This window comes from Leifsonia araucanica, assembly GCF_051161895.1.
Classification (GTDB): Bacteria; Actinomycetota; Actinomycetes; order Actinomycetales; family Microbacteriaceae; genus Leifsonia.
The window spans coordinates 3,418,117-3,436,077 of record NZ_JBMBTW010000002.1 but is presented as its reverse complement, the minus strand read 5'-3'; the positions used below and the strand labels follow the sequence as shown (position 1 = coordinate 3,436,077).

The following is a 17,961-nucleotide window of genomic DNA, read 5'->3' as shown; positions in this document are numbered from 1 at the left end:
ACTCGTTTGCGTCTAGCTGGCCGGGATGAGGGTGTACTTCGTGGAGAGGTACTCGTGGATGCCCTCCGCGCCGCCCTCGCGGCCGAGGCCGGACTGCTTGATGCCGCCGAACGGGGCCGCCGCGTTGGAGACGAGGCCCGTGTTGAGTCCCATCATGCCGGTGGCGATCGCGTCGATCATGCGCTGACCGCGCGCCAGGTCCTCGGTGAAGACGTAGCCGACCAGACCGTACTCGGTCTCGTTTGCGCGGGCGACGCCCTCCTCCTCCGTGGCGAACGTGGTGATCGCGAGCACCGGCCCGAAGATCTCCTCGCTCAGGATGGTGCTGCCCGGCTGCACGTCGGTGATCACCGTCGGCTCGAAGAAGTGCCCGTCGCCCTCCGGCGCGTTTCCTCCGGTGAGCACGCGGGCGCCGCGGGAGACCGCATCCCCCACCAGCTCCTGCATGGATGCGACGGCCTTGGCGTCGATGAGCGGCCCGATGGTCACGCCGTCCTCCGTGCCCCGGCCGAGCCGCAGGGCGTTCACCTTGGCGGTGACCTTCTGCGCGAACTCGTCGGCGACGGACTCGTGCACGATGAACCGGTTGGCGGCGGTGCAGGCCTGGCCGATGTTGCGGAACTTCGCGAGCATCGCGCCCTCCACGGCCTTGTCGACGTCGGCGTCGTCGAACACGACGAACGGCGCGTTGCCGCCCAGCTCCATCGAGGTGCGCAGCACGTTCTGCGCCGCCTGCGCGATCAGCCGCTGGCCGACCGGGGTCGAGCCGGTGAACGACAGCTTCCGGAGGCGCGGGTCGGCGATGATCGGACCGGACACCGTGCTCGACGTGCTCGTCTGCACCACGTTCACGACACCGGCCGGCACGCCGGCGTCTTCGAGCAGCTGCGCGAAGAACAGGGTGGTCAGCGGGGTGAGTTCCGCCGGCTTGACCACGACCGTGCATCCCGCGGCCAGCGCAGGCGCGATCTTGCGGGTGGCCATCGCCAGCGGGAAGTTCCACGGCGTGATCAGGAAGCACGGCCCGACCGGGCGCTGCGAGACGACCATCGTGCCCGTGCCCTCCGGGTTCTGCCCGTAGCGACCGCCGATGCGCACGGCCTCCTCGCTGAACCAGCGCAGGAACTCACCGCCGTACGTGACCTCCCCGTTGGCCTCCGCCAGCGGCTTGCCCATCTCGAGCGTCATCAGCAGGGCGAAGTCGTCTCGACGCTCCTGCAGGAGGTCGAACGCCTTCCGGAGAATCTCTGCGCGGGTGCGGGGCGGGGTCGCCGCCCACGCCTCCGCGGCCGCGTCCGCCGCATCCAGTGCCCGGATGCCGTCCTCCGGCGTCGCGTTCGCAATGCGCTTGATCACACGTCCGGTGGCCGGGTCGCTGACCTCGATGGGGTCGCGCGTCCCCTGCTCCCAGCGCCCGTCGATGTACAGGCCGTCCGGCACGCGCGAGAGCAGGTCGCTCTCCCACTCGGACAGGGTGGATGCTGTGGTCTGCTCTGCGATGCTCATGCGTTCTCCAATGCTTCCGCGACGATGTCGAGTCCTTCGATGAGGAGGTGGTCCGGGATGCTCAGCGGCGGAAGGAACCGGATGACGTTCCCGTAGGTCCCGCAGGTGAGCAGCACGACGCCCGCAGCGTGGACCGCGGCCGCGACGGCGGAGGTGAGTGCCGCATCCGGTTCGCCGTTCTCGTCGACCAGCTCGATGGCGACCATCGCGCCGAGACCGCGCACCTCTGCGACGCGCTGGTCGGCGTCGCGCAGCGCGCCGAGCTTCTCGAACAGGATGGCGCCGATCTCACGGGCGCGCCCGGCGAGGTCTTCCGTCTCGTACGTCTCGATCGCGGCGAGCGCCGCGACGCAGGCGAGCGGGTTGCCTCCGTACGTTCCGCCGAGGCCGCCGACGTGCGGGGCGTCCATGATCTCGGCGCGGCCGGTCACGGCGGACAGCGGAAGGCCGCCCGCAATGCCCTTGGCGGTGACGATCAGGTCGGGCACGATGCCGAACTGCTCGGAGGCGAACATCGTGCCCGTGCGGGCGAACCCGGTCTGCACCTCGTCGGCGATGAAGACCACGCCGTTCGCGGCAGCCCACTCCGCGAGCGCGGGGAGGAAGCCGTCCGCGGGCACGATGAAGCCGCCCTCGCCCTGGATCGGCTCGATGATGATGGCGGCGAGGTTGGAGGCGCCCACCTGCTTCTCGATCATGGTGATGGCACGCTTCGCGGCCTCCGCCCCGGTCAGGCCGCCGTCGCGCAGCGGGTAGCTGAGCGGAGCGCGGTAGATTTCGGGCGCGAACGGACCGAAGCCGTTCTTGTACGGCTGGTTCTTGGCGGTCAGCCCCATCGTGAGGTTGGTGCGGCCGTGATACGCGTGGTCGAACGCGACGACGGCCTGCTTGCCGGTGTAGTGCCTGGCGATCTTGACCGCGTTCTCCACGGCTTCGGCGCCGGAGTTGAACAGGGCGCTGCGCTTGGCATGGTCGCCGGGCGTCAGCCGGTTGAGCGCCTCTGCCACCTCGACGTACGAGTCGTACGGGGTGATGGTGAAGCAGGTGTGGGTGAACTGGGCGACCTGCGCGGTGACGGCCTCCACGACGCGCGGCGCCGAGTTGCCGACGCCGGTCACGGCGATGCCCGAGCCGAAGTCGATCAGCGAGTTCCCGTCGACGTCGACGAGCACACCTCCGCCGGCGGCGACCGTGTACACCGGCAGCGTGGTGCCGACACCCGCCGCGACGGCCTGGGCTTTGCGCTCGGCGCGCTTGCGCGACTCCGGACCGGGGATGGACGTGACGAGCCTGCGCTCCTGAGGGAGCGATGGCCCGCCGAGGACGGCGGAAGGGGTCTCGACGATGCTCATGCTGGAATCGTAAGGACGCGCCCGACGCAGGCCATCAGCCACGTTGTACAATCGCCTCGCCGGTTTTGTACAGACTGGCGGATCGGAGTCGTTCGTGCCCGCCACCGTCGCCCAGCTGCTCGCCCGGCAGGATCTCGGGCTGCGGCTGCTCACACCGAGCGGGACCGCCGAGCTGGATGCGCGCATCCACTGGGCGCACAGCTCCGACCTCGAAGACCCGACGCCGTTCCTCGCTCCCGGCCAGGTGCTCCTGATCACGGGGGCGCCGGACGACGTCGAGCCGTACGTGTCCCGCCTGGTCGCGCACGGCATCGCCGGCCTCGGCTTCGGCACGGAGGTGGTGCGCGCCGGGACGCCGGACGCCCTGGTCGACGCCTGCACCCGCCACGGCCTGCCGCTGTTCGAGGTGCCGTACCGCACGCCCTTCATCGCCATAGCGCGGTTCGTCGCCGAGCGGGTGGCGGCGGACACCTACGCCCGCAACACCTGGGCGCTCCGCACATCCCGGGCCATCTCTCTCGCGGCGCTCCGACCGGATGCGCTCGGCGCGGTGCTCGCGGAACTCGCCAGGCAGATCGACCGCCCCGTCGCCCTCGTCGGTGCCGACGGCGAACTGGACAGGGCGTACCCGCCCGGCGGGGTGTCCGCGCAGGATCGCGCGGCGATCACGGCGGCGGCCGAGCCGCTGCTGCGGGCGCGCCGCCGCGCGGCAGGGACGGCGGGCGGTGGCGCAGGTGGTGGCGCGGGGGCGGGAGACGACGACGCCGACGACGGCGCGAGCGCGAGCGCGACGTTCGCCCTGCAGACCCTCGGCGCCGCCGGGCGGCTGCGCGGGGTGCTCGCCGTCGGCTCCGCCGGGCTCGACCAGGCCGCGCAGCAGGTGGTCACCGGCGTCGTTGCACTGGCCGGTCTCGCTCTCGAACAGAGTAGGGCGACGGATGCGGCGCGGACCCGCCTGCGCACCGCGGTGTGGCGGGCGCTGCTCGCGGGGGACAGGGCGCTCGCGGAGACGGTGGCGGAGCCGGTGCTCGGCGCGCTCCCCTCCGGCCCCGTGCGCGTGGCCGTGCTCGGCGGCACGGCCATCGCGTCCGCCGCCGACGTCCTCGAGTCGCGGCCCGGACTGTTCTTCGCCCGCGACGGGCACGACCTAGTCGTGCTCGAGGAGGACGCCGCCCCGTCCGGCCTCCCGGAGCTCGCCGCCCGTTTCGACCTCCGCGGCGGCATCTCGGCGGCCGGACCGCTCACCGAGCTGGCGTCGGCGCTCGCGCAGGCCTCCGCCGCGCGCGACCGGGCGGACGCCGACCGGCCCCTCCGCGGCTTCGACGACATCGCCGGCGGCGGGATGCTCGCCCTGCTGGACACCCCGGACGCCCGCGCGGTCGCCACGGCGGCCATCGCCCCGCTCGGCTCGGCCGACGCCGACCTCCCCCGCGTGCTCCTCGTCTGGCTGGACCACAACGGCGTCTACGACGTGGCCGCCCGCGAGCTCGGGATGCACAGGCACACCCTCCGCACGCGCGTCGCGGAGGCAGAGCGCATCCTCGGCGTCGACCTCGGCAGCTTCGCCGCCCGCGCCGACCTCTACGCCGCCCTCCGCGCCGCGCACGCCTGACCAGCCTGACCAGCCTCACCGGCCCTCCGGACGCACGACTGAGCGGGGTGGACGGCTCAATGTCCACCCCGCTCAGGGTCATGCTCGGCGTCGCGGGATCAGCGCGTTCCGTATGCCTTCCTGCGACGGATCAGCAGCAGCACGGCACCCGCGAGCAGGAGCAGCCCGCCGATCCATCCCGCCAGCGTGGCCACGGTCGAACCGGTGTTCGCCAGCCCGTCCTTCTGCCCGGCCGTGGTCGACCCATCCCGGCTGCCGTTCGACGATCCACCACCATTGACGGCAGGCGTCTCCGTCGGGTTCGCCGGCGGCTGCGTAGCCGGAGGTGTCGTCACCGGCGGCTGCGCGGTCGGAGGTGTCGTCTCCGTCGGCTGCGCGGTCGGAGGTGTCGTCTCCGTCGGCTGCGCCGGCTCCAGGACCTCGACCGTGTCCGTGTCCGTCGAGCTGCACCGAGCGTCGTCGGCGCATCCGTACTCCGTGGTCACGGTCGCCGTGTTGACGATCGTGTCCCCGTCCTGCAGGCCGTCCACAACTCGCGCCGTCACGCTGACGACCCGCTCGCTGCCGGCATCGAGGGTTCCGAGCTCCCAGGTGATCGTCCTGGTCTCCTCGTCGTACGCACCGTCGTCGGTCGCCGAGACGAACTCGACAGTGTCCGGCAGCACGTCCGTGACGACGGTGAGCGGCGCATCCCAGGCCGCACCGTTGGTCACGGTCAGGTCGTACGTGAGGTCCTGGCCGATCGCCACGACCTCTTCGTTGTCGTCCTTCGCGATCGAGACGTCCGGCGTGTGGTCGACGTCCTCGGTGCGGCACTCGTCGTCGACGATGCAGCCCTCAGTGGCCTCGACGGTCGCGGTGTTGGTGATCGTCGATCCGGCCGGCGTCGTGGCGGCGACGGTCGCGTGGACCTGCACCACCCGTCCGCTGCCCGGCGCCAGGTCGCCCAGGGTCCAGGTGACGGTCCTGGCACCCTCGTCGTACACGCCGTCGTCCGACGCGTCGACGAACTCCAGGTGCTCTGGAAGCGTGTCGACCACGGTCACGCCGGTGGCGGTGGCCGACGACGAACCGTTCTCGACGAACAGGTCGTAGCGGAGGGTCTCCCCATTGCCGACCGTGGTGCGGTTGTCGTCCTTCACGATGCTCACGCTCGGCGGCGTCCTGTCGACGTCGCTGGCCGCGCAGGCCGTGACGCAGTCGAAGGTGCCGGTGATGGTCGCCACGTTCGCGATCTCCGTGTCCGGGGAGATGTCTTCCCAGACGGTCGCCGTCACCTCGAGGATGCGCGTCTCGCCCGGTGCGAGGTCGCCCAGCGCCCAGGTGATCACCCGGTCGTCCTCGTCGAACGCGCCGCTCTCCGTGGCGCCGACGAAGTCCAGCTCCGCGGGCAGCGCGTCGGCGACGGCCACGGCTTTCGCGACGGCCTGCGCCGCCGTGTTGGTCACGGTGATCGTGTAGGTGATCGACTCACCAGGATGAACGACGGTCAGACCGTCGTCCTTGGTGATGGTGACTCCGGCGCGGACGAGCCCGGCATCGAGCGTCGTGACGATGTTCGCCCCTTCACCGTTCCTGACAGGGTCGGCGATGGTCACCGGTGCGGTGGCGACGCCGACGCCCGTGAAATCGGAGTCGACGCCCGTGTCGGTGCCTGCGTGGTGCGCGGTGAGCTCGTACTCGGCCGGCAGCCCGACGATCGCGACGCTCCACCTGCCGAGCGGCACGGTGAACACGTACTCGCCGTTCTTGTCGGTGGTGGTGCGCACCGGTTCGCCGTCCGCTCCGGTGACCGGCTGGCCGTTCTCGTCGCGGAGTTCGAGCGTGATGCCGGGGACGCCGACCTCACCAGCATCCTGCACACCGTTGCGATCGGCGTCGAGCCAGACGCGGTCACCGAGCTGACCGGCGACGCGCCGGGCGCCGACGACCGGCGCCTCGGACGCGAGCATCGCAGCGGCGGAACCCGCATTGGTGACGCGCGAGGTCTGCCAGGCGACGTTGTTGTTGGCGACCGCTGCCGGATCGGTGACCGCGAGGTCGTCCGCTCCGCTCAGCGCCGGTGCGGTGGTGCGGTACTCGATGTACTCCGGCTCGAGCGTCGGCGCCAGCTCGGCGAAGACGATCCTGAGCGCGGTGACGCTCGCGGGGTCCGCGGGGAGCGTCGGCGACCAGTCGGCGTCACAGCCGGCAGGCAGCGCCTGGCCGGATGGACGGTCGAACAGTTCTGGACGGCACGGGTTGTACGACGTCGAGTACTCGATGGTCACGCCGGCCGGCTTCGACAGGATCGAGTCGAACGTCACGTCCCACGCGCTCCCGCGCTCTACGCCTTCCAGCACTCCGCTGATCGCGGTGTCGCCCACGTGCGGCAGCAGGTCGTAGATCACGAGGTCCTTGAGCGCGGTGTTGTTCGGGTCGGTCACGGCCAGCCGGTAGTCGACCTGCGTTCCGTTCCCGTCGAACGTCGCGTTCGTCAGACCGTCGCGGGTCCAGTCGGCGTCGAGGGCTCCCTTGACGGACTTCTCGATCGCCGCCCCCGAGCTCGCGATGACCGTCCAGCCGACCGTGCTCTCGGAGACACGTTCCGTGGTGTTGCCGTTGCCGTTGAGGTCATCGACGTCGGTCGCCTCACCGGTGCCCGCACTCGACAGCGTGTGATTCATGTCGAACAGCACGGCGCGCTGAGAGTCCGGGCTCGCGTGCGAGCCTTCGGTGGCGTCGAGGGTGACGTCGGTGTCGAAGACCACGGTGGGACGCGGGTCGTCCGTCCCGAGTTCGGTCCCGAACGGCCAGGTCCAGGTCAGCGTCTTGTGCGCCTTGCCGTCGATCTCGATCGTGCCTTGCGTGAGCGTCGGCTGCCCGATCGCATCCAGGTTGCTCCACGAGATCGACGAGAGGACCGGCTCGAGTCCGATGGGCAGCACGTCGACCAGCATCGGCCGCAGCGGAACCTTGCCGTTCGCGCCGTTGGCGATGGTGAGCTTCCACGAGGCGGAGAGGCCGGGGCGCAGGGCGTCGACATCGGAGGTGGCGGTCTTCACGACCTGCGGGTCCGGCTGCGGCGTCGCGAAGAGCTCCACGGCCGTGCGCTGGCTTGCCGCGCCGGCGATACCGGCGGTCGCACTGCTGTCCGGCGCGAACTGCGGCCCGTAGAACGGAACATAGCTGTTCGCCATCGTGAGCAGCCCGGACTGGGCGAACGCCTGCGTGCTCACACCGCGCACCGCCCACCAATCCGGAACGTTGTCTTCGGCGATGCTGACGATCCGGATGTCCGTGACGATCTCGCTCGCCGGAAGTCCGAGGGTCTCCTCGTACGCCGCCGTGGCGGGGCGATGGACGTTGAGGCGGAACGGCTCGACCTTGTCGGCCGGCTTGACGTAACGGTGCGTCTGCGGGATGACGCCGTTCCAGGTGACGACCTCGACCTGCACGAGGTGGTTCACCGTCGTCTCATCGAAGCGGAACTGCTCCGTGCTGAACGCAGGGTTTGCGCACTGGTCGGACGGGACACCGATCGTGCCGGGGAAGGACATGCTCAAGGGATCCGTGGTCGGCATGGGCAGCGAGACCGCCTTGCCGTTGACGAGGCAGGGCAGTCGATCGATCACGGCTGCCGTGCGGAGATCGCCGGACTCGTACCCGGGGATGCCTCCGTGCCAGTGGGACAGCAGCCCCCACTGGTACTCGCTGGTGGTGTCGACGTGCACGTAGTTGTTGTTCGACGCGGTCTTGTTGGAGAGGTAGTTGGTCTGCCTCTCCGCGTTCGGCGAGATGAACGTGTGGTTGCGCTGGTCGGACGCCGTGAGCTTCTTGCCGTCCAGCGCGATGGCGGTGCCGTCGACCCTGTTCTGGAAGGAGTTGACCGACTGGCCGGAGGGGATGGACGCAATGAACTTCTCGTTCGAATAGACGACCGTCACTTCGTGAACCTGCGACGGGCTGGTGCAATCGTTGCGATCCGGGGACGGCGTCGTCCAGGTGACCGTCTCCGCCGCAGCGTCGTAGACACCGCCATCGCTGGCGGAGACGAACGTCGCCCCCCTTCGGAAGCGTGTCGACGAGCACCAGGTCCGTGTAGTCGAGGCTGCCGAGGAATGCGATGTTCGGGTTGCAGCCGTAAATGCGGTAGGTCACCGGCTCGTCGGGCCGGACCAGCGTCTCTCGCACCGGGCTGGCCATCTGCTTGACCGCGGTCAGAGCCGAGCTCGACTCGACGACGACGGGCGACGGCGTGGAGATCTTCATCGCTGCCCTTCCACCGGGCGCGGAGGCGTCGTCATAGCCGAGTTCGACCGTGACGGGGAAGGCCGTTCCTGGCAGCGTCACGAAGTTGGGCACCTGCCAGGACAGCGTGAACTCGCCGGATTCGCCCGGCGTAAGGTCGCTCAGCGCGATCACGAGCGGCGTTCCCGTCGAGGAGAGGATGCCGGCGCCGCCGTGGACGACCGGTTCCCCCGCGAAGGCCGCAGGCTGACCATCCGGACCGGTTCCCTCGGGCGTCGGGACCGTGATGGTCGGCGCGACGCAGTTGTCGAAGGTCAGATTGGAGCACTGGTAGGCGACCCGATAGACCGCCTGCCCGCCGGACTTCACCTCTTCGTCGATGGCCACGACGGTGGCAGCCATGGCGGCCGACGACGCCGCGGCCGGGAGGGCGGGGAGGGAGGCGGCGAGCAGCGCTGTCAGCGCGAGGGCCGCCCAGGCCATCGGCTTCTTTCGCGGCCCTAGCCGCGAAGAATGTTTCACGTTCATGGGGCATTATTACCACATTGTAGATGTATATATTTCATATATACCGATGTACAACCCAATCGCTACGACCCACCCGCCCCCACGGGTGTACGCGGCGCGCCCCTGTACAACAGAATGGACGGATGACTACTCCCCTCTCCGGAACGCATTTCGGCCTGACCGCCGGCGACTACCACGCCACGATCGCCTCCGTCGGCGCATCGCTGCGCACGCTCGAGTACAAGGGGCGCCCGCTCGTCGTCCCCTTCGACGCGGATGAGGTGCGCCCGGCATACCGTGGGGCGACCCTCGCGCCGTGGCCGAATCGCGTGGTCGACGGGAAGTACACGTTCGCCGGGGTCGAGCAGCAGCTGCCGCTCACGGAGCCGAACCGCGGGCACGCCCTGCACGGCCTCGCGACCTGGCTCGACTTCGCCGCCGTCGACCGCTCCGCGAGCAGCGTCACGTTCACCGCCACCATCGAGGCACAGGCGGGCTACCCGCACCGCGTCGACGTCGTCGTGGCGTTCGAGCTCGACGAGGACGGCCTGCACACGTCGGTCACCGCGACGAACACCGGACACGACGACGCCCCGTGGGGCACCGGACCGCATCCATACCTGGTGGCGGGCGACGGACGCGTCGACGACTGGACGCTGACCCTTCCCGCAGCCACCGTCCTCACGGTCACGGAGAATCGCCTGATCCCGGTCGGCCTCGCCGACGTGGCGGCAGAGGGAGACGGCGTGTTCGACTTCCGCGAGCCGCGGCCGATCGGCGACACCTTCATCGACCACGCCTTCACCGGGCTGCAGCGCGACGAGACGGACACGGCCACGGTGTGGCTGCGCGCCGCCGACGGAAGCGGCGTCGCGATGAGCTGGGACGACGCCTGCCCATGGGTGCAGGTGCACACGGCAGACACGGACGACGAGGCGACGAACCGCATCGGCCTCGCCGTCGAGCCGATGACCTGCCCGCCGGACGCCTTCAACTCCGGCACCGACCTCGTCGTCCTCGCCCCGGGCGCCTCCACGACCGCCGGCTGGACCATCCGCGGGATCTGACGCGGGACCTGACGCAGACAAAGGGATGCCCCCAGCTGAACCCGAAACAGCTGGGGGCACCGACGCGGCGCGCTAGGACGCTCGCGCATTCCGGACGGGACCTGTACCCGTTCAGGCGATCCGTCCGTTCGAGGGCCGGATGACTCACGGTCTCGTTTCGTCCATCCTACATGCCGGATGCCAAATTTTACGACGATTCCCGCGCTATAAAGGCGTTTCAGGTCATCAATGCCCGGAGTCGTCGCGCTCTGCCAGACGCGCGCGCAACGATCCGAGCAGGAGTTCGACCCCGAGGTCGAAGGCGCGGTCGGCCCGCACGTCGCCCGGCTCGCCGTTCTCGACGAGGCGGGCGAGGGCCGTTCCCTGCCGCGCCCGCCACACCTGCGGAGGGGCGGACAGGTCGAGCCCCGAGCCGAGTGCGAACGCATCCAGGATCGCCACGATCACCAGCACGTCGCCCTCGGGGAACCCGGCGTCGAGCAGCGCCTCGGCGAGCGCTTCGTAGTAGCCGAGCACGGTCGCGTCCGTGACCGGCTTGCCGACGAGCAGCGGCAGCACCAGTGGATGCGCAGAGAACATCGCGCGCTGCTCCCGCACCACGTACTCCACCACCGCATCCCAGGCCAGGCCGTCCGGCACCACGATGGCGGCGCGCTCCGCCAGCCGCCCGCGCATCAGCTCGACGATCGCATCCCGCCCGTCCACGTGGTTGTAGAGCGACGACGGCGTGACGCCGAGCTGCCGGGCGAGCGCGTTCACACCGAACGGCTTGCCGGCATCGACGAGCTCGATGGCGGCGTCCGCGATACGGTCGGGGCTCAGGATGGGCGATGACGGCCGTGGCATCTCTGCTCCCCCTCTTCCGTCGGTGACGTCTCCTGTGCATAATAAACGAACACTATTCGTTTTAGCACGTTCCTCGATCGGGATGGCCCAGATGACTTTCGCACTCGTCCGCGCGACGACCCCGCCCACCTCCCTCGCCCGCGTCGCAGGCAGCCGCGACGACCCCGCTCCCCTGCGCATCGGCGTCGTCCAGCACGCCTGGCAGCCGGACATCGCCGCCCTCGCCGCCGAGCTGGACGAGGCCGTCGCCCTCGCGGCCGCGGAGGGAGCGCAGATCGTCTTCCTCCCCGAGCTGACGCTCTCCCGCTACCCGGCGGACACCCTGCCGGACGGCCGGGCGGACGTGCTCGCCGAAGACCTCGAGACCGGTCCGACTCGCGCGTGGGCGGCAGCGGCCGCCGCGGCGAACGACGTCTTCGTGCACGCGTCCCTCTACGAGCGCACCGGCGACGACGACGGACGCGGCCTCAACACCGCCATCGTCGTCGCTCCGACCGGTGAGATCGTGGCGAAGACCCACAAGCTGCACATCCCGGTCACCGCCGGATACTACGAGGACAAGTACTTCCGCGCCGGACCGGCAGAGACGCCGTATCCCGTGCACAGCATCCCGGGCATCCCGGCCAAGCTCGGGCTGCCGACCTGCTGGGACGAGTGGTTCCCCGAGGTCGCACGCGCGTACAGCCTGCAGGGAGCGGACGTGCTCGTGTATCCGACGGCCATCGGGTCGGAGCCCGACCATCCCGAGTTCGACACGCAGCCGCTGTGGCGCCAGGTGATCGTCGGGAACGGCATCGCCAACGGCACCTTCATGGTCGTCCCGAACCGGACGGGCTCGGAGACGCGCCCGGACGGCACGCCGGGCAACACCTTCTACGGCTCGTCGTTCGTGAGCGACCCGTACGGCCGCATCCTCGCCGAGGCCCCGCGGGACGAGAAGGCCGTGCTCGTGGCCGACCTCGACCTGCCGCAGCGTTCCGACTGGCTGGAGCTCTTCCCGTTCCTGTCGACCCGCCGCCCGGACACGTACGGTGTGCTCGGCACCGACGGCACCGGCTCCGCGACCGAGGCCGCGGAGACCGCCCGATGACCTGGCGGATGCCGCACGAGGGCGCGCGGCACGAACGCACCTGGCTCGCCTTCCCGACCTCGGGATACACGCTCGGCGACACGGCCGAGGACGCCGAGGAGGCGCGCAGCAGCTGGGCGGCCGTCGCGAATGCCGTCGCCGAGTTCGAGCCGGTGTCCGTCGTGATCGACCCGCGCGACCGCGCCATCGCCCCGCGCTACCTGTCCGCGGGCATCGAGCTGCACGAGGCGCCGCTCAACGACGCGTGGATGCGCGACATGGGCCCGACGTTCGTGTTCGGCGACGACGGAGAGCTCGGCGCCGTCGACTGGGTGTTCAACGGCTGGGGCGCCCAGGACTGGGCGCAGTGGGACCTGGATGCGCGCATCGGCGGCGTGGTCGGGTCACTGGCCGGAGCATCCATCGTGTCGAGCGCCCTGGTGAACGAGGGCGGCGGCATCCACGTCGACGGCGAGGGAACCGTGCTCGCCACCGAGACCGTCCAGCTCGATCCCGGACGCAACCCCGGCATCACCCGCGCGGAGGTCGAGGCGGAGTTCGCGCGCACCATCGGCGCGACCACCACCGTCTGGCTGCCGCGCGGCCTCACCCGCGACTCCGAGCGCTTCGGCACCCGCGGTCACGTGGACATCGTCGCGGCGTTCGCCCGGCCGGGCGTCGTGCTGCTGCACACCCAGCGCGACAGCGAGCATCCCGACCACGCTGTGACGCGCGAGATCCGGGAGACCCTGGAGGCGGCACGGGATGCGGCGGGCAGGCCGTTCGAGATCGTCGAGGTGCCGGCCCCCGCGACCCTCCGCGACGACGACGGCTGGACCGACTACAGCTACATCAACCACCTGCTCGTCAACGACGGCGTGATCGCGTGCAACTTCGGCGACGACAACGACGAGGAGGCGGCCGGCATCCTCGCCGACGCATACCCCGGCCGTCGCGTGGTGACCGTGGATGCGCGCCCGCTGTTCGCCCGCGGCGGCGGCATCCACTGCATCACGCAGCAGCAGCCGGCCCGCTAGCAGGGCCGGGCTGCGCGAGCCGGGCTACGCGCGCGCGACGATGGCCGCCGCGGTCTCCCGACCCACCCGGATCGCGCCGTCGACGTGCTGGTATCCCTTGCCTGCCATGTCGCTGCAGGAGAAGTGGATGGGCCCGACCGGCGTGCGCAGATCGGCGCCGTAGCGCGCCAGCCCGCCCATGTCGAAGCTCGCGGCGTACGCGCCCCTCGTCCACTCCTCGCTGCCCCAGTCGCTCTCGTAGTAGACCACCGTGTCGAGCGCCTTCGGGCCGTAGTAGTGCGACAGCGACTCCAGGATGCGCGCCTTCCGCTCCTCCGGAGACAGGCGGAACACCGCATCCGCCGCCTCGTCGGACACGAAGCCGACGAGGGTGCCGCGCTGGTCGCCGTCGTAGCAGTTGTCGTACGCCTCGTGCACGAGCTCGTACGGGCTGAACGCGGTGCCCGAGTATCCGTCCTCGCGCCAGAACGGCGTCTCGTAGACCGCGTGCACCTTGATGACGAAGCCCATCGAGAGGTGCTGGTGCAGCTGCTGCTGGAGGCGCGGCAGCGGGGGCTCGTAGGAGATGCGGCTGATCAGCACGGGCGGAAGGGCGAGGATCGCGAACCGCGCCTTCACCTCGACGCCGTCCGCGATGGCGGTCACGCCCTTCTCGTCCCAGCGCATCGTGCGCACGGGCGCGTTCAGGTGCAGGTCGTCTCCAAGGCGCTCCGCGAGCAGCAGCGGCACCTGCTGCAAGCCGCCCTTCACCCGCTTGTCCAGGATGAAGTCGGCGTCGACCAGGTGCGAGAAGCTGCCGGCGGAGGCGGCCATCAGCAGCGCCTGCAGCGCGGAGAACGCGTGGGCGGGCTTGGTGAGCATGGCGCCCGCGATGAACATGCCGATGTTGAGGCGGGCCTCCTCGTCGTCGGTCTGGGTCTCCAGCCAGCGGCGGAACGAGATCTCGTCCAGCTCCTCCGCCTGCGGGTGCTCCCAGGGCCGGTCTGGGTCGATCTCCGCCACCAGCGCGTCAAGCTTGTCGATCAGGCTGACGATCTCGTGCTCGGTCTTCGGGGGCACGGGGAAGATCTCGCCGTCGAAGGTACGGCGCTCCCCGGTGGGGCTGATGTAGATGTTGGTGCCGTCGCGGTAGCGCTCATACGTCTCGAGGCCGAGCTCGTCCAGGGTGTCGATCAGCGCATCCTGGTCGGGTGAGACCCACTGGCCGCCGATCTCGAGGGTGGCGCCGTCGACGTCGTCCGTCCACAGCCGTCCGCCGACACGGTCGCGCGCTTCGAGGACCGCGACGCTGAGCCCGGCCTTCCTCAGTTCGGTGGCCGCCGTCAGCCCGGATGCTCCTGCTCCGACGATCACGACGTCGCGTTCGATGCTGCTCATGGTGTGTCTCTCGTTCACCGGGCGCGGCGCCCATCCACTGGCCTGGCCGATGGATGAGCGCCGCGACGTTCGTGGACTCAGCCGCCGATGCGGATGAGCTTCTTGTTGACGAACTCGTCAGCGCCGAACCGGCCGAGCTCACGGCCGGAGCCGGAGCGCTTGACGCCGCCGAACGGCAGCTCGGCGCCGTCGGCGAGGACGACGTTCACGAACACCATCCCGGCCTCGATGCGGTCGGCCACCCTGTCCGCCTGGGCGGGGTCGGTCGTGTACAGGTAGGAGCCGAGCCCGAACGGGGTGTCGTTGGCGATGCGCACGGCGTCCTCCTCGTCCTTCGCGCGGAACACCTGCGCGACCGGTCCGAAGAACTCCTCCTTCGATGCCGGGTTGTCCTCGGACACGTCGGTGAGGACCGTGGTCTCGAAGAAGGCGCCGTTGCGGCCTCCACCGCGCACCAGGGTCGCGCCGTTCTCGACGGCCCGCTTGACCTGCTCGTCGAGGTTCTCCGCCGCGCGGAGCGACGAGAGCGGCCCGAGCGCCGAGTCGTCGCTGGTCGGGTCGGTGGCCTCGACCTCGGCGAGCTTCTCGGTGAACTTGGTGAGGAACGCGTCGTACAGCTCGTCGGCCACGACGAACCGCTTGGCGGCGTTGCAGGACTGGCCGCTGTTGTCCAGCCGCGCGTCGACGGCGTTCTGCACGGTCGCATCCAGGTCGTCGGTGGACAGCAGGATGAACGGGTCGGAGCCGCCCAGCTCCAGCACGACCTTCTTCAGGTTGCGTCCGGCGATCTCGGCGACCTTCGCGCCTGCGCGCTCCGAACCGGTGAGGGAGACGCCCTGGACGCGCGGGTCGGCGATGACCTGCTCGATCTGGTCGTGACCGGCGTAGATGTTCACGTACGCGCCCTCGGGGAAGCCGGCGTCGAGCATCATCCGCTCGATCGCTGCGGCCGACTCCGGGCACTGCTCCGCGTGCTTCAGCAGGATGGTGTTGCCGATGATCAGGTTGGGCGCGGCGAACCGGGCCACCTGGTAGTACGGGAAGTTCCACGGCATGATCCCGAGCAGCACGCCGAGACCGGAGCGGCGGATGACCGCGGAGCCGTCCCCGTCGAGCAGCGTGATCGGCTCGTCCTTCAGGAACTCGGCGGCGTGGTCGGCGTAGTACTCGTAGATGGCGCCGGCGAAGTCGACCTCGCCCAGCGCCTGCTCGATCGGCTTACCCATCTCGCGCACGATGATCTCGGCGAGTTCCTGCCTGCGCTCGACGTGAAGCTCACCGACGCGACGCACGAGGACAGCCCTGTCCTCGACGGTCGTGCTCTTGGCCCAGGTGCGGTATGCGTTGTCGGCCGCCGCGATGGCCGCCTGCAGGTCGGCATCGCTGATCGTGTCGTAGGTCTTGACCGTCTCACCGGTGGCGGGATTGGTCACGGCATAGCTCATAGCGTTCCTCGTTCTCGTGTGGTGGTGCATGGTCGACAGAGACGACACTAGATGCGCGCCGCCGGATGCGCACCTGTCACCCTGGATTGCCGGCGGCCGGGATCAGCGCTTCGCGGCCGCCACGACCGCATCCACGGCGGCTCCCGCTGTCACCGTCTTGGCCTGTGCTTGGGCGTCGGTCGTCTGGTCTGTCGCGATCGTGGTGGCCGAGATCAGCAGGTTGCCCCACACGGCCTGGACGACGGTGCTCACCGCGGACAGGTTCTGCCCTGCGGCCTCGATGGACATCGTCTGGCGCAGTCCGACGGTGGTATCCGCGGTGGTCGTGGCGGTGGCCTTCGCCGTCGTGACCTTCGCAGAGACCGACTTGCCCGCGACCTCGAACGACAGCGACACCGTGCCGCACTGGTCGAGCACGCTGTCGACGGTGGTGGTCCACGACGCCTTCTGCGCGGAGGTCAGCGGTTTGCCGGCGAAGGATGCGGCCGTCACCGCGCCCGTGGAGGTGCGGAACTGCGCGGCGATCGCATCCTGGGGCACACCGCCCTGCATCGCCGTCGCCAGCAGGTCACCGCACGCGCGCGGAGAGTATGTGACGTTCGACCCGCCGAGCAGCTGGGCGAGTCCGGCGGGCCCGCCCACCTTCGCGGCGGCGTCCTTCAGCTCGCTGTCGGTGACCAGGGTGCCGTCGACGCCGAGCGAGGTGCCCGCCCTGTCCAGGATGTTCGCGAGATCGCGGGCGGAGTACGTGCGCTCCGAGGCGGCGGTCGCACCCGCGCTCGGGCCTGTGCTTGCGCCTGGGTCCGTTCCCGCTGTGCGCCCCGTCGCAGAACATCCGGCGAGGAGCGACGCCCCCACCGCCAGCACGCACACAACATAAACGGACCGACGACGTGTCTTCACCAGATTCTCCCCCGCGAGACGAGCGCCGCCGGGTCGCGGCGCACGGACACCTCCACGCTACCCGAGATGCCCGAGATGCCCGAGATGCCCGAGATGCCCGAGATGCCCGGCGGCGCCCTGTATCGTGATTCTCCCCATCGCCACCGATCTGGAGAACGAGTGACCTTTCGTATCGTGCCCGCGTTCCTCCTCGCCGCCGCGGTGCTCGTCCTCGCCGGCTGCGCTGCGCCCGGTGCGGGCGAAGCAGCGACCTCAGCGCATCCAGCCCCTGCGCATCCGGCCGTTGCACTGCCCGCGGCCGGCGCCCGGTTCGACTACCAGCTGGGCGGTGCGTACACGCCACCAGAGGGAGTGACCGTCGTCGAGCGCGACCGCACGTCCGAACCGTCGGGTGCCGGCTACGACATCTGCTACGTCAACGGGTTCCAGACCCAGCCGGACGCGTCGAAAGCATTCGCGGCCGAGCATCCCGAGCTGGTCGTGCAGACACCGGATGGTCCGCTTGTCGACGAAGGATGGCCGGACGAGTACATCTTCGACACCTCGACAGAGGACAAACGAGAGTCGCTGGCCGCAATCGTCGGGACGTGGATCCGCGGGTGCGCGGACAGCGGCTTCTCCGCTGTCGAGATCGACAACCTCGACTCGTACACGCGCTCCGACGGCGCCCTTTCGGTCAAGGACAACCTCGCTCTCGCCGCCGACTACGCCCGGATCGCCCACGACGCCGGCCTGGCGATCGCGCAGAAGAACACGGCAGATCGGTCGACCGAGCTGAAAGCCGCCGGCTACGACTTCGCGGTGACAGAGTCGTGCTTCCAGTTCTCCGAGTGCGACGCGTACACCGACGTCTACTCCGTGGTGCTGGACATCGAATACACCGACGAGCTCGGCGAGGATGCGTTCGGTCGCGCGTGCTCGAGTTCGGAGCGACCGCAGACCATGATTCTGCGAGACCATTCGCTCGTCACCCCGGACGACGACGGGTACGTGTACCGCAGCTGCTGAGT

At 70.0% G+C, this 17,961-nt stretch carries 12 protein-coding genes; 5 read left to right on the top strand and 7 right to left on the bottom strand.

What is annotated here, in order from left to right; all coding sequences use genetic code 11:
* Nucleotides 1–12 precede the first annotated feature (12 nt).
* Entirely contained in the window at nt 13–1,506 is a 1,494-nt protein-coding gene (locus ACN6M5_RS16620) for an NAD-dependent succinate-semialdehyde dehydrogenase (RefSeq protein WP_434951534.1), read from the bottom strand.
* Entirely contained in the window at nt 1,503–2,858 is a 1,356-nt protein-coding gene (gabT, locus tag ACN6M5_RS16615; RefSeq protein ID WP_434951532.1) for a 4-aminobutyrate--2-oxoglutarate transaminase, read from the bottom strand. The genes ACN6M5_RS16620 and gabT overlap by 4 nt, the downstream gene beginning before the upstream one ends.
* A 94-nt stretch (nt 2,859–2,952) precedes the next feature.
* Here gabT and ACN6M5_RS16610 point away from each other — a divergent pair, with 94 nt between their 5' ends.
* Nucleotides 2,953–4,470 (top strand): PucR family transcriptional regulator, encoded by a 1,518-nt coding sequence (locus ACN6M5_RS16610; RefSeq protein WP_434951530.1) that lies wholly within the window; start codon nt 2,953–2,955, stop codon nt 4,468–4,470.
* 98 nt (nt 4,471–4,568) lie between these two features.
* Here ACN6M5_RS16610 and ACN6M5_RS16605 read toward each other — a convergent pair whose 3' ends face one another.
* Nucleotides 4,569–8,396: an SdrD B-like domain-containing protein gene (locus ACN6M5_RS16605; RefSeq protein WP_434951528.1), complete on the bottom strand. Its 3,828-nt coding sequence runs from the start codon at nt 8,394–8,396 to the stop codon at nt 4,569–4,571.
* 954 nt (nt 8,397–9,350) lie between these two features.
* On the opposite strand from ACN6M5_RS16605, the gene ACN6M5_RS16600 reads away from it, so the two are divergent.
* The gene (locus tag ACN6M5_RS16600; protein WP_434951526.1) at nt 9,351–10,274 is read left to right on the top strand and encodes an aldose 1-epimerase family protein; all 924 of its coding nucleotides are present in this window, start codon (nt 9,351–9,353) and stop codon (nt 10,272–10,274) included.
* Nucleotides 10,275–10,499: 225 nt separating this feature from the next.
* Here the strand turns inward: ACN6M5_RS16600 and ACN6M5_RS16595 are convergent, their stop codons facing one another.
* Entirely contained in the window at nt 10,500–11,120 is a 621-nt protein-coding gene (locus tag ACN6M5_RS16595; RefSeq protein WP_434951524.1) for a TetR/AcrR family transcriptional regulator C-terminal domain-containing protein, read from the bottom strand.
* Nucleotides 11,121–11,211: 91 nt separating this feature from the next.
* Between ACN6M5_RS16595 and ACN6M5_RS16590 the strand changes: the two genes are divergently transcribed.
* On the top strand, nt 11,212–12,210 hold the full coding sequence (locus ACN6M5_RS16590; protein ID WP_434951522.1) for a nitrilase-related carbon-nitrogen hydrolase: 999 nt from the start codon (nt 11,212–11,214) through the stop codon (nt 12,208–12,210).
* On the top strand, nt 12,207–13,226 hold the full coding sequence (locus ACN6M5_RS16585; RefSeq protein WP_434951520.1) for an agmatine deiminase family protein: 1,020 nt from the start codon (nt 12,207–12,209) through the stop codon (nt 13,224–13,226). Before ACN6M5_RS16590 ends, ACN6M5_RS16585 begins: the two co-directional genes overlap by 4 nt.
* 24 nt (nt 13,227–13,250) lie before the next feature.
* Here ACN6M5_RS16585 and ACN6M5_RS16580 read toward each other — a convergent pair whose 3' ends face one another.
* The 3 genes from ACN6M5_RS16580 to ACN6M5_RS16570 all read right to left on the bottom strand — a co-directional run bounded on the left by ACN6M5_RS16580 (nt 13,251) and on the right by ACN6M5_RS16570 (nt 16,915).
* Nucleotides 13,251–14,603, bottom strand: coding sequence for a flavin monoamine oxidase family protein (locus tag ACN6M5_RS16580; protein WP_434951518.1), 1,353 nt, complete (start codon nt 14,601–14,603; stop codon nt 13,251–13,253).
* A gap of 77 nt (nt 14,604–14,680) precedes the next feature.
* On the bottom strand, nt 14,681–16,048 hold the full coding sequence (locus tag ACN6M5_RS16575; protein ID WP_434951516.1) for an NAD-dependent succinate-semialdehyde dehydrogenase: 1,368 nt from the start codon (nt 16,046–16,048) through the stop codon (nt 14,681–14,683).
* Nucleotides 16,049–16,150: 102 nt separating this feature from the next.
* Complete coding sequence (locus ACN6M5_RS16570) at nt 16,151–16,915, bottom strand: hypothetical protein (protein ID WP_434951514.1); 765 nt, start codon at nt 16,913–16,915, stop codon at nt 16,151–16,153.
* A gap of 195 nt (nt 16,916–17,110) precedes the next feature.
* On the opposite strand from ACN6M5_RS16570, the gene ACN6M5_RS16565 reads away from it, so the two are divergent.
* A complete protein-coding gene (locus tag ACN6M5_RS16565; RefSeq protein WP_434951512.1) occupies nt 17,111–17,959 on the top strand; it encodes an endo alpha-1,4 polygalactosaminidase in 849 nt (282 codons plus the stop codon).
* Nucleotides 17,960–17,961: the final 2 nt, after the last annotated feature.

Coding starts and splice junctions, on each gene's coding strand:
- ACN6M5_RS16620 (WP_434951534.1), bottom strand. CDS start 1,506: ATGAGCATCGCAGAGCAGACCACAGCATCCACCCTGTCCGAGTGGGAG.
- gabT (WP_434951532.1), bottom strand. CDS start 2,858: ATGAGCATCGTCGAGACCCCTTCCGCCGTCCTCGGCGGGCCATCGCTC.
- ACN6M5_RS16600 (WP_434951526.1), top strand. CDS start 9,351: ATGACTACTCCCCTCTCCGGAACGCATTTCGGCCTGACCGCCGGCGAC.
- ACN6M5_RS16595 (WP_434951524.1), bottom strand. CDS start 11,120: ATGCCACGGCCGTCATCGCCCATCCTGAGCCCCGACCGTATCGCGGAC.
- ACN6M5_RS16590 (WP_434951522.1), top strand. CDS start 11,212: ATGACTTTCGCACTCGTCCGCGCGACGACCCCGCCCACCTCCCTCGCC.
- ACN6M5_RS16585 (WP_434951520.1), top strand. CDS start 12,207: ATGACCTGGCGGATGCCGCACGAGGGCGCGCGGCACGAACGCACCTGG.
- ACN6M5_RS16580 (WP_434951518.1), bottom strand. CDS start 14,603: ATGAGCAGCATCGAACGCGACGTCGTGATCGTCGGAGCAGGAGCATCC.
- ACN6M5_RS16575 (WP_434951516.1), bottom strand. CDS start 16,048: ATGAGCTATGCCGTGACCAATCCCGCCACCGGTGAGACGGTCAAGACC.